Raw genomic sequence first — 18,036 nt, 5'->3', positions numbered from 1 at the left:
TTGAAAAAGTTTTTAAAAATTTCAAGGCATAAAATGTTGTGTGACTAAGGTCGCGCAACAGAATTTGGGCGAAATAGTTGAGTAATTTATTTTAGAATAAACTTTTTAAGGAGTGATAATGTCCATGACCGAAAAAAATAATAATTATTCCGGTATTTCATTCAACGATACCACCCTTGGAAATGGCGCATTTTCTTGGACTCAATCAGGATTGACACTATCAGTCTCAGCGTCCCCAGAAGGATTTTTTACTAATATTACTTCCGGTATGTTTGCAGGATTGTGGCTTTCAAGCAATCATACTGAGTCTGGTATTTATACTTTGACATTTTCTCAACCTGTAAATGCAGTAGAAATTGAGTTTGAAGCTTTAAGTTCAACAGGAGGAACTCCTGCTGAAACAATTAGCAATTTTACTGTTTCTTCAGGTTCTCCAATAATCAATTATTCAAATTCAAGGGGTCTTATCTTTAAGGGACAAAGTATCACCACAAATGTAAATAATGGACAAGGTGTTATTAGCATAACAAGCCCATCCCCTTTTACATCTGTGTCTTTTTTACATAATCAAAATAGTCGCCAAAATGGTTTTATAATTGAACGGGTAAGCATACCTAAATCTTCTCCTATTGATCCATTACAAGTTGATCGAGAATTTACTTTTAATTCAACAACTAACCGCTATGAATTAAGCGGAAATATTCAAATTGGACTCAAGGGTGATCCTTTTCAACCTTTAGTTACCCTTCAAGGTTCTATGTGGTATGATAATAATAGTAAAATCATCCACGCTGAAGGAATAATTACCTCAAATATTGGAAGTGCTACAATTCCACTGTTCGAGGGGAATTTTGAAATAAACATTGGCCAAGCATCGACTAATTTACTTAAGGATATTTCCCAAAATTTAACCAATAAATTCAAACTGGGTGGACTAGAAATTAACTTCGATAAATTAGCTTTTGTAAATAACCAAATTGAACTACAAGGTTCGATAAAAATCCCTGCTCAATTGGGGGGTGGTGTAGTCAAACTTACCGATGATGATAAATTAACGATCAGTAGTAATGGAGTAGCAATAACTGGAGGAAGTTTAAAACTACCAGGAAAAAATAAATTTGTTCTTCTAGACTTATTAGAAATTGAAACAAAAAATACAGAAATAGCTTTTGATTTCGCTAATAAAAAAGCGACTTTACAAGGAAAATTTTTAATTCCTACCTTAAATAATACTGAAATCGATCTGAGCAAAGGAAAAAATAATGGAGTTACAATTAAAGAGACTGAATCAGGGTTAGATTTTGAATGGCAAGGAACAATAGATATTCCCGAAATAACTCTTTTTGAACAGATAAAAGAATTAAAAAATTTAAAATTTAAAAATATTTTTATTGAAGTTGACAGTGTTAAAAAAGATATCTCAGCAACAGCTCAATTTACCACTCCTCAAAGTTCATTTGACTTGAATTTAGAATTTCAAGGAGGAAAACTTAAAAATTTTAGTGGAACAAGTCCTAAAGGTACTGATTTTACTTGGATAGGAATAGACGTAGACCTTCAAGAATTCGATTTTTTAGCAGATCGTGATGTTTCTAATACAAATATTTGGGAACCTGAGCTTAAAGCTAAAGGCTTACTTAAATTACCTCAACTCTTGTCGGGGTTAGAAATTGCTGTTCAAAATAATGATAGATTAGTCCTAAACAATCAAGAGATTTATTTAGATGGGGTTAATTTAAAATTACCAGGTAATCAAGAATTTGTTGCACTTAATTTACTTAAAATTAAAACAAAAAATGCTCGACTAGATGTTGATTCAAAACAAAAAGGAGTGAAACTTCAGGGAGATTTTCTAGTATCTCTATTTGGAACAGAATTAGACCTCGATTTAACAGGAAAAAGATATATTGCGGCCAAGCAAAGTAGTTCTGAGCTTCTCTTTGCCATGGCGGTAGATATTTCTGTTGATGAAGTACCTATTTTTGGTCTGTGGAAACTTAAAGACGTTAAAATTGACGTGAAGAAATCCTTTGAAGATTCTTTTGGAAGTGCTTCAGGAATAGCTAAATTAATAACTCCTAACAGTTCAGTTGATTTAGAGTTAAGCTTCCAAGAAGGACAGTTAGCTAAATTTGTGGCCGATATGCCAGGAGGAATACATTTTACTTGGTTGGGGGTTGAAGTCAACCTCAGTAAGCTGACATTCATTCCTGATATTAATCTTGAAAACGAAGATTTATGGGAGCCACAGATTGAGTTTCAAGAGGGATCTATTGTTTTACCTAGCCAACTTTCAGGTTTACAGATAGACCTTACAGGTAATGATAAATTTATTCTTAATGAAGATAGTTTTGATTTAAATGGTGCAAGCCTAAAATTGCAAGGTAAACGAACGTTTACACTTTTTAATGCTTTGGAAATTCAAACAAAAGATGTTGAGTTTGTATATGACAGAGATAATAAGGAAGCTAAACTACAAGGATTATTTACACTACCTTCTTTCAATAACTTCCAATTCGATCTAACGGGCAAAAATCACATTACGTTGAGAGACAATAATGGATTACAATTAGCCATGGCTGCTGATGTAGAGATCGATGAACTGCCTATCTACGGTGATTGGAAACTGAGAGATATCACAATTGATGTGAAAAAAACTTTTGAGGATGATGTCAGATTTGTCAGTAAAGCTAAATTAATAACAAGTAGTGAAACTATTAATTTAGATTTAACTTTTGCTAACGGTAGATTAGATAAAGCTACTGCTAAATCAGGCGTAGGAAATGACTTTTCTTTTTTAGGAATGACTTTCGATTTACGCAATTTAACGTTTTTGGCGGATATTAACCGCGAAAATGATGATAATTGGGAACCTGAATTTGCAGTTCAAGGGGTTCTTAAGTTACCTTCATTGCTCAGTGGAGCTACTGTAGAAATTATCAATTCTAATTGGCTGATCATTAACGAGAATGGTTTCGATATTACAGGGGGAAAAATTACACTCCCAGATTTTACATTTAATCTAGCTGGAGGTTTTAAAGTTAATGCACAAGGCTTAAATTTAGAATATTCTAGCAATCCGAATAAATTTTTTAAAATTCAAGGAAAAGTCTCAATTCCTACTTTGTACAATGCTGTTGCCAATTTCGCTGGCAATAATTATATTAAAATCGATGAGAACGGTAATGTAGATGCGGTTGGCTTTGTCTCAGCAGAAAATATTGTAATTGTTCCCAAAGTCTGGGAAATCCAAGATGCAAAAGTTACTTTTGGTGCTGGAGGCGATATTACAGGAGAAGGAACGATTCTAATTCCGACGGGAATTGAAGTAGCAGCCGGAATAGGCTTTGTAAATAATGAACTAAACTATATTAAATTAGCGGCTAATAATCTTAACAAACCGATCGCTACAACTGGTTTATTTCTACAAAAGATTGGCGGACAAGTTAACAATATCGCCACTTCTGCTTCCCTACCTGCTCAATTTGATGGAGAACTCGGTTTGACGGCAGGTGTTAAAATTCAGGTGTCACTGCCTAGCTGGGCAGGTGGAGGTTTTTCTGGCTCTTTGGTTGAGTTAGACCTTAATGGTAGTCTAAATAAAGACCGAATTAAAGCTGATGGTAGTCTTAAAATTTTAGGCGGTATTCTTCAAGGGAACGGTGAAGCTGAACTCAATTGGAATGAAGGATTTTTGAGGGCACAAGCTAACTTCCAAGTGTTGGGTGGCTTAATTTCTACCAATAGTTATTTCCAAGCTACTTCAAACTTAGATATTAGGATGTCCGGAGAAGCAAAAGTTATTTTGCCTAATATTTTCCCTTGGTATGCTGATTTTCTCAATAATCTTGAACTGGCATCGGCTAATTTTTTGGTAGAGTTTAGTAACGATAATAATTATGGTAATGATTTTGTGGCAGCTTGGGGTAAAGTTCCAGTTCTAGAACAAGCTGGCTTTAAAGTTTTCTTAAATGGTGATTGGGAATTCATCAATGCTCAGGGAATTGAGGCACTGCCTAAAACGCCACAACAGACAACACCGCAAGTAGCCACAGCAGCTAATGATGATACGCCTATTATCGTTACTGTTGCGGATAGTGGAACTTCCAATACTATAACTACTCCAATTATTAATGATACTAAATTTAAAGGTGACGAAACAATAAATTTTGCTTTAACCGACCTTGCAGGTGGTACAACAATAGGCTCACAAAGCACGGATACTATAACTATAAACAGTGAAGATCTGCCTCAACATGGAACTTTAGCGTTTAAAAACTCTCAATTTAGTGTTGATAAAAATGGGACTCCTATTATTGCAGTTACCGTTGTTCGGACTGATGGAAGCGATGGTGAAGTTAGCGTAACTTTAATACCGAGTGACGGAACAGCTATTGGTCCAAATGACTATAACAGCGATCCGATCTCTCTAATTTTTGCTGATGGAGAAACAGCTAAAACAGTGACCATACCTCTCATTGATAATGGAGAATTTGAGGGGAGCAAAACCATCAATTTAGCATTAAGTAACCCGACGGGTGATGCCAATGTCGGTACTCAAAATACAGCTACACTAGCTATTATTAATAATCCCACTTGGATTCCCATTTATAATAATAATTTTGAAACATCAGCAGGGGAAGAATGGTCAGATTCAACCCTTGGGATAACTCCAGTAGGCGAAAGAAAATTTTTAGGGCAATTTGGCAACGGGACAGTTAGTTTAAGTCTTAATGATGACAATCTTATTAATAGTATCGTTTCTTTAGAATTAGATTTATTTATTATTAATAGTTGGGATGGAAACCATTTAGGATACGGTACTGATTTCTTTAACTTGAGTATAGAGAATGGTGAGACTCTTCTTAATACAACATTTTCTAATACTGAAGAACTTTCTCAATCTTACCCGGACGCTTGGGGGACAGGGGATTATCCATCAGGGACAGGGGCAATAGAAATTGACACCCTTAACTCTTCTGAAGACGGCAGTGCCGTTTACCATTTAGTTTATACTTTTCCCTACTCACAAAGATATTTAACGCTTGATTTTAGTGGTTTAAATTTGGAAGACATTAATAATGAAAGTTGGGGATTGGATAATGTATCTCTTAAAGTTTTAAATACTCAGTATTTATATCCAAATCCTAATATTAATCTTACTATTTCCGATATTTCTACTCCTAATAATATCCTTTTAGCTTATGGAGAATCTTTTGAGACTGAGTGGAAAGTGACAAATACTGGCAGTGATGCTACATCAACTTTCTGGTATGACGGTGTCGCAATTTCGAGGGATGCAATTTTTGATGAATCTGATGTCTTGCTGGGAGATGGATGGAGTGGAGCCTATGATTTATCTTTACAAGCCGGAGAAAGTTATACGGTTAGAAGAGAAGTTAATGTAAATAACTATGTTAGTTATTTTGGTGAAGGACAGCAGTATCTTTTATTCATCACAGATGCTTACAAAAATCAAAGGGAAACAGATGAAACAGATAATGTCGTTGCTGTACCGGCTTATTTGATACTTTCAGATCCAAATTTAGAAGTCACAAATGCGGGAATTCCAACAACAATTACTGCTGGCGAGATGGTAGAAATATCTTGGGCTGTCACCAATAAAGGAAGCCAAGGAGTTTCGCTTATTGGTGAGGGATTAGAAGTACAAGATGCTATATTTTTATCAAATGACGAGTTTCTCGATGAAACCGATATCTTTTTAAATGCTAAGTTAACTCCTTCGGATATTAATGTTTTAATCCCGGGTCAAAGTTATACTAACAACATCAATATTACTCTACCTGAGGGAAATTCTGGTAACCGCTACTTGTTATTTGTAACAGACTTTTCAAATAAAATAAAAGAAAGCGAAGAAAATAATGTTAAAGCATTTCCTTTTCAATTAATAACTCCTAATCCTAATTTAATAATTACCGAGGCGACAGCACCAGCTACAGCAACGCAGGGTGAATATATTTATGTTAGTTGGACAGTCGAAAATCAAGGCACAGCAGGAACGGTAAGTTATGATTGGTATGATAATATTTATTTTTCTAAAGATGAAAATTTAGATGACGAAGATATTTTAGTAAATGAGTCATATGTTTTTGCTGAAGATTATGATTATGATTATGAAGATAGTTTTTATCCGGCTTTACCTCTTTTTCCTAACTATTATTATACATCTTCGGGTTATGTACCTATTCCATTAGAAGTAGGCGGCAGCGGATATTTAATTTTTAAAACTGATGCCTATAACTATGAAAATGAAACGGACGAAGATGATAATATTTACTCTATAGCCATTAATATCCAAGTACCTAATTTAACAATTTCCAACCCAACTCCTCCCCCCTCAGCCGCCATTTTGGGACAGACAATTGCTGTTTCATGGCAGGTGAATAACACAGGAACAGTGTCTGCTGCGGCTGACTGGTACGATAGTGTTTATATCTCTGACGATCAAATTCTTGATAGTAGCGATACTTATGTTACAGACGTTTGGACAGGTTCTAATACTCCATTAGGAGCAGGTGCTAGTTATATCATCAATCAAAACATTTTTCTGCCTCAAACAAGTTCCGGTAATCGTTATTTACTGTTTGTTGCTGACAATTACAATTATCAAGGAGAAACGAACGAGTCAGATAATGTTATTGCTACTCCTATTTCTTTAAGTGCCCCAGATTTAGTAATCTCTTCAGTAACTGCCCCATCAACTGGAATTGTTAATGGAACAATTAATATTTCTTGGACTGTTAATAATTCAGGTCAAGTTCAAGCCCTCACTGATTGGACTGATTATGTTTATCTTTCTAGCGATAATATAATAGACTCCTCCGATAGATTAATTAGTTATCAATATATCTATACACAAACTCCCTTAGCAGCCGGTGGAAGTTATTCAATTAACCAAACTGTAACTTTACCCGGAGTCGCTGCTGGTAACTATTATTTGCTATTTAAAGCAGATGGCTCAAACGCTCAGGGAGAAATCAACGAAAACAACAATGTTAGTGCTGTTCCCATTACATTAAAAGCTCCCGATTTAATAGTACAGAGTGCAACCGCACCGACTAGCAGCATAGCTAACGATAGTATTTTAGTTTCTTGGACGGTAACAAATCAGGGGTTAGTCGATGCACCGGCAGATTGGTCAGACTACATTTATTTCTCAACAGACAACGTTTTAGGTAACGATATTTATATCACCGATCAATATATTTCTACACAAACCCCTCTTCCAGCCGGTAGCAGTTATACCATTGACCGCAGCATTACCCTTCCCAATCGTCCAGCAGGAGATTACTATTTATTATTTGTGGCAGATGGGTATAATGCTCAAAGTGAAACTAACGAGGGGAATAACTTCCGTGCTGTTCCAATCAAAATCAGCGTACCTGATTTAATTCTCTCAAAGGCTACTGCTCCGACATCAGGAAATTTGGGAGAATCGATCAATGTTTCTTGGACTGTTCTTAATCCAAGTACAGTTACAGCATCGGCAGATTGGACAGACCGAGTTTATATTTCTACTGATGCTATTTGGGATAGTTTTGATACTCAAATTACCTCTGAATCAATTACCTCTCAAACTCCTTTAATTAGCGGTAATAGCTACACAATTAATAAAAATATCACTTTACCCAATCAAGCACCTGTAGGCAGTGGTTATTTACTTTTTAGGACTGATGCTAATTTAGCACAAGGTGAAACTGACGAAACCAATAACGTTAAAGCAATACCCTTTACTGTTAACGCGCCTAATTTAGGAGTTAGTAGCGCAACGACTCCAGAGTCCACCTCTGTGGGGGCTAATATTAATGTGTCTTGGACAGTGACCAATTCAGGAACTATTGCGGCTAATGCTGATTGGTACGATTCAATTTATATATCTAATGATCAGATCTTTGATGACTACGATCAATATATTACAAGCCGTTGGGCAGGAAGTAATACGCCTGTAGTGGCTGGCGGTAGTTATACAGCTACGCAAAACATTACTATTCCAACTACCACGACAGGAAATCGTTATTTATTATTTGTAGCCGATAAATATCCTTACAGCTATTACTATTACTATTACTACGATAATTTACAAGGAGAAACCAGCGAAACTGATAACGTTTATGCTGTGCCTATTAATATATCTAGCTCAGATTTAATCGTTGAATCTGCTACTGCTCCTAATTCGGCAATTTTAGGCAATACAGTCCAATTAACTTGGACGGTGAAAAACCAAGGCACAGGAGAAGCACCCCAAGATTGGTATGACTACGTTTATATTTCCAGTAACCAAACTTTCGACAGTTCAGATATTTTAGTCACTTCTGAATTAATTTCTACTCAGACTCCTCTGTTATCTGGGGCAAATTACACGATCACTAAAAACGTTGTTCTGCCTAGCACAGCAATAGGCGATCACTATTTACTGTTTGTCACAGATAGGTTAAGCAATCAAGGCGAAACCAACGAAAATAACAATACTTTGGCCTTACCTATTAGCCTATCTGCCCCTAATTTAACCGTTTCTGGGGCTACTGCTCCGACTGCTGCCACCTCAGGAAGTACAATAGCTGTCTCTTGGACGGTTAATAATTCAGGAACAAGCACGGCTAATACAGATTGGTTCGATTATATTTATGTTTCTAGCGATACTAATTTAGATAGTTCTGATACTTTTGTTACTTCAGAATCCATTACCACTCAAACACCTCTAGCGGATGGAGGAAGCTATACCATTAGTCGTAATATAACTTTGCCAAATACGGGGATAGGCAACCGTTATTTACTGTTTGTGGCTGATGGTTCCAATAATCAGGGGGAAACCAATGAAGGGGATAATGTTCGAGCAGTTCCTATCCAATTAACTTTACCCGATTTAGTTGTTACAGCAACCGCTCCTAATACAGCAAGTCTAAACGGTACAATCGCCGTTTCTTGGACAGTTACCAATCAGGGGAGTATAGAAGCGGCAACAGATTGGTCAGATCGGGTTTATTTATCCAATGATGTCGCTTTTGATGCTAATGTAGATACTCTAATCACCACAGAGTCCATTGCTACTCAAACCCCTCTGGCGGCTGGAAATAGCTACACCATCAATCGTAATATAACCATTACTAATACAGGAATCGGCAATCGCTATCTCATCTTTGTTGCTGATCATTTCAATAACCAAGGGGAAACTAATGAAGTTAACAACACAGTCGTTGTTCCTATTACTATAACCGCTCCCGATCTTATTGTTGAAGCGGCTACTTCTCCAGAAAAGGGAATTTTAGGAGAAACTATTGAAGTCTCTTGGACGGTTAAAAATCAAGGTGCAATAGACGCGCCGGCAGATTGGTCCGACTCGGTTTATTTATCTAATGATCAAATTTTAGATGCAACAGATGTTACTCTGACGACTGAAGGAATTACTACTCAAACGCCTTTGGCGGCTAATGCTAGTTACACCATTACTAAAAATTTAACATTACCTAATACTGGCTTAGGTACTCGCTATTTACTCTTCGCTACGGATAGGTCTAATAATCAAGGAGAAACCGACGAAACTAACAATATTCGTGTTGTTCCTATTACTCTTGAAGCTCCCGATTTAGTTGTTTCTGCGGCTACAAATCCTACTACGGTTAATTTAGGGCAAAATTTTGATGTTACTTGGACAGTTACTAATCAAAGCACTACCCAAGCACCTAAAGATTGGTCGGATTTAATTTATATTTCCAATGATTCAATTTTAGATAATTCTGATACGTTAATTAGAACAGAAGCGATCACAACACAAACACCTTTAGCTGCGGGTGGAAATTATACCGTTACTCGCAATATTAATTTACCCAATACTGCCACCGGCAATCGTTATTTATTATTTGTCGCCGATGGGAATAACAATCAACCTGAAACCGATAATACTAATAACATTCAATCGGTTGCTATTACGGTTAATGCACCGGATTTAATTGTTAATAATATTACCGCTCCCGTTGAAGTCATTTCAGGGCAATCTGTTGAGATTTCTTGGACAGTCAAAAATCAAGGAACTGCTGATACGGTTGGAAATTGGACCGACAGGGTTTATTTAGACCTTGATACGACTTCGGGATTAGATCAATTATTAGGGTCTTATGAATATGATCGATCTTTAGCGGTTGGAAATTCAATCACGCGATCGCAATTAATCAATATTCCCATAACCCTCAGTGGGAATTATCGCGTTGTTGTCATCACGGATTCCAATCGACAAATATTAGAAGGAACACAAAACGAGTCTAATAACACAACAATTGATGATGTTCCTATTCAAATTAAACAAGCACCTTTACCTAATTTACAAGTTAGTAATGTCACTGCTCCTTTAACCGCTTTTTCGAGTCAAGATACCGTTATTACATGGACTGTTACTAATACCGGAAATGGAGCAACCAGCACTCCGATTTGGAACGATGGAATTTATTTGTCCTTAGATAAGACTATTGACAATACAGATATTTTCTTAGCAAGCCAGATTAATTCTAGTTATCTCAATGCGGGAGAAAGTTATACCAGTAGTCGCACAGTGAGCTTACCACAAGGTATTGACGCTAATTATTACTTCCTCGTTAAAACAGATATTAACAATAATGTCTTTGAATTCAACAATGAAGGAGATAATTTTGGAATTAGTAATGCAACGGAGATTAATTTAACGCCCCCTCCAGATTTACGAGTTACAACAGTTAATGCGCCAAATGGAGCTTTTTCTGGGCAACCAATGACCCTCAGTTGGACGGTTACCAACATGGGAGAAGAACGTACCTTAGAAACCGCTTGGGCAGATCGCATTTTCATGTCTGTCGATAACGTTTTGGATAGTAGCGATCGCAATTTAGGGACAATTAATCACACTGGGGTACTTAACACCGGAGAAAACTACACTGCCTCAACAACAGTTAATTTACCCATTGGAGTTGAGGGGAATTTTTTCTTCTTCGTGCGAACTGATATTAATAATCAAGTTTATGAGCATATTTATGAAAATAATAATGCTAGTTACGATACAACATCAACAAAGATTACTCTCACCCCACCTCCAGATTTAGAAGTTGAATCGATTACTGTAGCTAATAATGCTCGTTCCGGTGGCAATTTAAGTATTAATTACCGTGTCACTAATTTTGGGGCAACAGAAACACCTGCATCAACCTCTTCTTGGACAGATACTTTCTATCTTTCAACAGACAATGAATTAAATACTGCCACAGATATTCGCCTTGGTAGTGTTAACCGCTATGGTATTCTTAATGCCGGTGACAGCTATGATGGTGTAGCCAACTTTGCCCTCAGCAATACTTTAACGGGTACTTATTATATTTTTGCGGTAACAGACGACGGCGATCGCGTTTTTGAACTGGATAATAATAATAATATTCTGGGTGGCCTCAATCAAGTTCAAATTGTCTCTCAATCGGCTGACTTAGTTGTTAGTAGTGCGACTATTCCTAGTACAGGAGAAGCCGGTAAAACTATTAAAGTACAATGGACGGTAAAAAACCAGGGAATAGGAGATACAATTGTTAACAGTTGGATTGATCGCATTGTTGCTTCGACAAATAGCATTTTAGGGGATGGGGATGATATTAATCTTGCTAGTTTTAATAGAACAGGAATTTTAAATCCTAATGGGACTTACAGTCGAAATGAAAGCATTACTTTACCTTTCACTTTAGAAGGCAATTATCAGCTATTTGTCGTCACAGATGGGGCAAATAATGTTTATGAAACGAGTGACGAAAATAATAACGCTTTCAACGCTTTAGCTTTAACTATTACTCGACAAACTCCGGATTTACAAGTTACTCAAATTACCGCCCCAACTACAGGTGAATCGGGAACATCAATTACCATTAATTGGACAGTGGCTAATTTAGGAGTTGCTCGAACTAATAGTAATGCCTGGTACGATGAAGTTTATCTATCCTTAGATGGGACGAGCAGTAGTAATGATATTCGCTTAGGGTCTGTTTATCATTCAGGTTTGTTAGAACCTGCTAGCAATTATACCGCATCCGGAACATTTAAGATTCCTGTGGATCTCAACGGAAATTATTCTGTCTTAGTTCGCACAGACCAAGATAATAATGTTATTGAGGGAGCATTAGAAAATAATAATGATAAAGCCAGCAGTAACACAATAACTATTAGTTTAAGTCCGGTTACAGATTTAACCGTTCAATCAGTGGATGCACCAGAACAAGCAATAGCCGGTCAACCCCTGAGTTTGACTTGGACGGTTGTTAATAATGGGGTAAATACAGGACAAAACTGGTATGATGCTGTTTATTTATCCCGTGACCAAATATTTGATCGCAACAGTGATGTTTATTTAGGGTATCGCAATCAGACAGGGGGACTCGATAGCGGGGATAGTTACACCATTACTCAAAACTTTAATCTTCCCCGTGGATTAGCAGGACTTTATTATGTTTTCATGGTCACAGATGGCGGAAATAGTGTTTATGAAAGGACTGGAGAATCAAACAACACTAATTATGATGGGCTTTCGACAGAAATTATTTTACCTTCTCCTGCCGATCTCGTTGTGGGAACAATCACCATTCCTTCTAACGGTATTCCTGGACAAAGTGCCACGATTAGTTATAGCGTAGTCAATCAAGGGGCTAATGAGGCGATCGGGACTTGGGAAGATACAGTGTATATTTCCCAGGATGCTCAATGGGATGTCAATGATGTTTTCTTTGGGCGTGTTTCTCACACAGGCCCAGTGAGTGCAGGGGGAAGCTACAACAAAACAGTAACAGCAACTTTACCCGGAGTAGCTACAGGAGATTACTATGTCATCGTTCGGAGTGATATTCGCAACAATTTACCTGAAACTAGCGAGACAAATAATATTGGAGCTTCTTTAGAGAAGTTTACTCTCGATGTTGAGAGCTTAAACTTAGGAACACCGGATACCGGAGTTTTAGGACAAAAACAGTCAGTTTATTATCGAGTGGATGTACCGGCTGGCGAGACATTATTATTGGAGTTGGACAGTGAAGCCTTAAATGGTTTCAATGAGTTATATGTAAGTTTTGAAAAAATTCCCGACCGTACAACTTTTGATTTTGCCTCAATTGAGCCTTTTAACCCAGATCCTCGCATTGTCATTCCGACTACTGAAGCAGGGACTTATTATATTCGTGCTTTTGGAAACCAAGTATCTAATAGCTCTCCTAATTTCAATATCAAAGCTGAATTGGTAGAATTTTCAGTATTTGATACTAGCTACGGACAAGGAGGCAATGTTGGTAATTTAACCCTAAAAATTAATGGTGCTAAATTTGATCGCTCTGTCGTTGCTCGTTTAGTTGATGAGGTTCAGGGAGAACGAGAAGCGGTCAATATATTTTATGAAGATTCTACAGAACTATATGCCACCTTTGATCTTAAAGGATTAGCACCTGGATTCTATGATGTGATCTTTGAAAATAGTGAAGGGACTGAAATTATTGTCAATGATGGACTTGAAGTTGTGGCAGGGGGTGGCAGTCAAATAATACCTCAAGTGGATGCTCCTGACTCAGTAGCTCGTAATCGCACCTATCCTTTTACCGTGACCTGGGGTAATACTGGTCTTAATGATGGCGTTATTCCTGTTCTTTTGGTGGAAAATACTGTTCCATTTGGTTTTAGTCCTGGAGACACATCAGCCGGTTCATCTTATACTTTCTTGGGACAAAATACTAATGGAGGTCCCCCAGGAATTTTACGGCCTGGACAGAGCGAAACTCGCACTTTTTTCAGTTACAGTAATAATCAACCGGGTAATTATAGTGTTAGTGTTAATCGCATTTATAAAAATTTAGAAGCTTTCTTCGACTGGAATTCGTTAAGAGAATCTTTGACTCCAGCAGGGATGACAGATGAAGAATTTGAGCCAATTTTTAATCAGCTTATTGCTCAAGTAGGAACAACTAATGGAGATTATCTACGGATGCTCTCTGAAAACTCAATTTTACTGCCGGAAGAATTGGGAAGTTCAGATGATGTTGGTGCTTTGTTGGCACTCGAACTGAAAAAAGCTCGAGCGGCTGTTAGCACTTCTATTAGTGGTATTTTAATTGCTAAAGACCTTAACGTCGATCTTTCAGGACGTACCGTTATAGTTACCAATACTGAAACTTCTGAGCAGTTTGAGACAATTACCCTTAATGACGGTTCATTTACCTTAGTCAATTTATCTCCTGGAACTTATACTTATCAAGTTGGCTCTGGGGCTTTTGAGTCAGCACCGCCAACTACTACAATTACCTCGGGTGAGGTGATCTCAGGATTATCCCTGGAGATTGGTAACGGAGCAACGATTATGGGTGAGGTAGAAAATGAAAATAATCAGCCGATTTCTAAAGCGTTAATTGGTGTTTATCAAAATGATGAACTTATTGCAGCAACTCAAGCTGATAGTGATGGTAATTTCAAATTTACCGGACTGGAAGCAGGAACTTATATTGTCAGAACTTATTTACCTGATAGTTTAGAAAGCTTTACTAATGAAGTTACTGTTGCGGCTAATGAAACTCTGACATTTAATTTATCCAACACTGAAACTTTTTCTGTGATGCTCTCAAGAACCCCAAATAATGTTGAGCCTTTGGCTTTTGAGGTTGAAGAAAGTTCTTTAAGGGTAGCTAATGCTGAAATTCCCGATCGTGATCCTTTGATTGGAGAGATTGAGGGAAGGATTCGACAGGCTCTTAGTAACGCTCCTATTGCTGAATCCATTTTCAAAGAGGCTGTTAATAATGCTATTAGCAGGGCTGGAGAAGTTACGCCAGAATCACTCGATTCTATTGTTAACAGTGCCACTAATCTATATTTTGATCTTTTAGAGGGCAAGATTGCACATAATCTTATACTTGCGGCTGTTGCTTTAGTTGGTGGTAATGGAGGTGCTGATTTCAAAGCGGTTCAGGAGCTTTACACCAAATATTTTAATTCTACCAGTCCCAACGATATCATTGCTTTTAAAGATGGAAGCGTGGTGTCTAATTATTTTAAAAATAATGCGGTCATCAAAGATAATATTGATACTATTACCAATCAAGTTTCCACGGCTATAAAAGATCTATACGTCTCTAGAATCTTTGACAAAAATCATTCAGAAATAACCCAGCTTTTTTCGCTCAATTCTAATTTGCCGAATTCAACTTCTCTCACTATTCCTGCTCAAGATTTATTAAATACTCAAGGAGCCGAACAAAGCTCGGGAAAATGGGATTTTAAAGAAGGTTTAGCCCTTGCCCTTGCCGGTTCTAACAATAACGGTGACATTAGCAAACCTGGAAGTCCTCTAGCACGTATTCCTGATTTTCGCCAAGTTAAAGTCTCGGCTAAAGTTACTATTCCTGCAAGTTCTAATCAAGCTCAACTGACTTTTGACATTAATGTAACTATTGGGGATACAGTTGATTTTGATCGAGATGATATCTATGGAGAAAAACTTGAGCAAGTAAAATTTCTTGAACAAAATGGTCGCGCTTTTAGTGTTCCTTTTACAAGTGAATTCAAAGTAGATCTTAAATCTTCTGACTTTTCCGTTAATCTTAAGGATGATCCTGATGATAAAAAGGATGATCCTGATGATAAAGATGATAAAAAGGATAACTCTAAGAATAGGCGTGAGGATAAAGATGATAGAGACGAGATTAATCGTCCGACTTCTGTAGATCCAAACGATATAATCGGACCTCAAGGTTTTGGTGAACAACGTTGGATTACTGCTAGTTATCCACTCGCTTACACCATTCGCTTCGAGAATGACCCAATTTTTGCCACTGCACCAGCCCAAACAGTACGCATTACTCAACAACTGGATAATGACCTAGATTTCCGTTCATTTAGAGTTGGAGATTTTGGATTTGGTGAAATATTTGTTGATGTTCCAGATAACCGCGCTTTCTACCAAACTCGCCTCGATCTTGTCGAAAGTCTAGGAATTTTCGTCGATGTCTCTACAGGAATTAACATAGAAACGGGCGAAATTTTTTGGGAATTTACATCAATCGATCCAACAACCGGAGAACCCCCCATCGAAGCGTTGAAGGGCTTTTTGCCTCCTAATCTCAGTTCTCCGCAAGGGGAAGGGTTTGTTAATTATACAATTCGTCCTAAACGTAACGTCACCACAGGTACAGTCATCGACGCACAAGCAACAATTATTTTTGACATTAACGAACCCATCAGCACTCCACCCATCTTTAACACCCTCGATGCGGGTAAACCTTCTAGCACCCTTAACCCTCTTCCCACTTCCGTTGCACCTGGAGAATTCGTGGTTAGTTGGAGTGGCGGGGATGATAATAACGGTTCAGGAATAGCTTACTATACGGTTTACGTCTCCGATAACGGAAGCGCGTTTACCCCTTGGTTAACTCAAACTACCCTAACAGAAGCTTCCTATATTGGCGAAGTCGGCCATACATACGCCTTCAAAGTCGTTGCAACAGACAACGCCGGTAATACTCAAGAAATTCCCCCTAACCCTGGCGCAACTACCCAAATTTTAGAGACAGTCACTAATATTGCTCCTATCCTCGCCGCTAATAACGGACTTACCTTAAATGAAGCCAGCACAGGTTTAATTACCCTAACCCAGTTACAAGTTACCGATACTGATAATAGTCCCACCGAACTCACCTACACTATAACCGGATTACCGACTCAGGGAATCATTTTACTCAACGGAACTCAACTCGGCCTCAATAGCACCTTTACTCAAGCAGATATCAACAATAACCTCCTCAGTTATGCTCACAATGGCAGCGAAACCACTAACGACAGCTTCAGCTTTACCGTTTCTGATGGCGCAGGAGGAACCATCTCCACCACAAGCTTTAACATCACCGTTAACCCCGTTAACGATGCACCTTTTGTTAATCAAACTATTCCCAACTTCACTCTAACCGAAGAACAACCGTTTAACTTTACCCTAGCCGCTAATACTTTTAGCGATATCGATTTAAGAGATACCCTAACTTATAGCACTAATAATTTACCCAATTGGTTAAACTTTAATGCCGCCACACAAACCTTTAGTGGAACACCAACCCTTAATGATTCTGGCATTTATTCATTAACGGTTATCGCCACTGATAGCCAAGGAGCTAGTGTTAATAATAGCTTTCAAATTACGGTTTTAAATTTGCTCAAAGGAGGAGCTAATAATGATACACTTAGCGGCACATCTAACGATGATGTTCTCGATGGTGGACTGGGAGGTGATAGATTAATTGGAAAAGCTGGTAATGACCTTTACATTGTTGATAGTAACCGAGATGTCGTCATTGAAAATGCCTCCGAAGGTCAAGATAAAATACAATCTTCAGTGAGTTACACTCTTCCCGCGAATGTGGAGGACTTGATTTTAACGGGGACAGCAAATATTAATGGAACCGGCAATGAACTCGATAATACTATTACGGGAAATAGCGGCAATAATTTACTCAAAGGATTAGCCGGTAATGATAGTTTAATAGGAGGCAATGGCAATGATACTTTAGTAGGAGGAGCCGGCAATGATACTCTCACAGGTGGAGAAGGAAATGATCAATTCCTATTTGGAAGCGGAGCGGTTTTTGCTGAGAGTGCTTTTGGTGTGGATACTATAACCGATTTTACCAAAGGCAGCGATAAGATTGTCTTAAGTAAGTTGTCCTTTGTGGCTTTATTAAGTCCTGTGAATAGCAATTTGCTAACTGAGGAACTGGCGATTATCAATGTTAATGTAGCTGAAGAAACTGCCGTAAGCTCAACTCAGTCTGCTAAAATAATTTACAACTCATCCACTGGTAATTTATTGTATAATCAAAATGGAAATGTGAGCGGATTGGGAAGTGGCGGTTTGTTAGCTACCTTAACGACAATTCCTCAATTGGATAATAATGACTTTTTAATAACTACCTAAAATCGTTTTGCCGATTAATTCGACAGGGAATAAACAGCTTGTAATTAATTCCCTTCTTTCCTGTTAAATACAATTTTTAAGGA

At 37.7% G+C, this 18,036-nt stretch carries 1 protein-coding gene; it reads left to right on the top strand.

Going from position 1 to position 18,036, the window contains the following annotated elements; all coding sequences use genetic code 11:
* The first annotated feature begins 124 nt into the window (after nt 1-124).
* Nucleotides 125-17,953, top strand: coding sequence for a CARDB domain-containing protein (locus CYAN7822_RS32910; protein ID WP_162052193.1), 17,829 nt, complete (start codon nt 125-127; stop codon nt 17,951-17,953).
* The last annotated feature ends 83 nt before the right edge of the window (nt 17,954-18,036 follow it).

The organism is Gloeothece verrucosa PCC 7822 (assembly GCF_000147335.1).
GTDB lineage: Bacteria > Cyanobacteriota > Cyanobacteriia > Cyanobacteriales > Microcystaceae > Gloeothece > Gloeothece verrucosa.
This window is presented reverse-complemented; position numbering and strand designations above follow the sequence as displayed.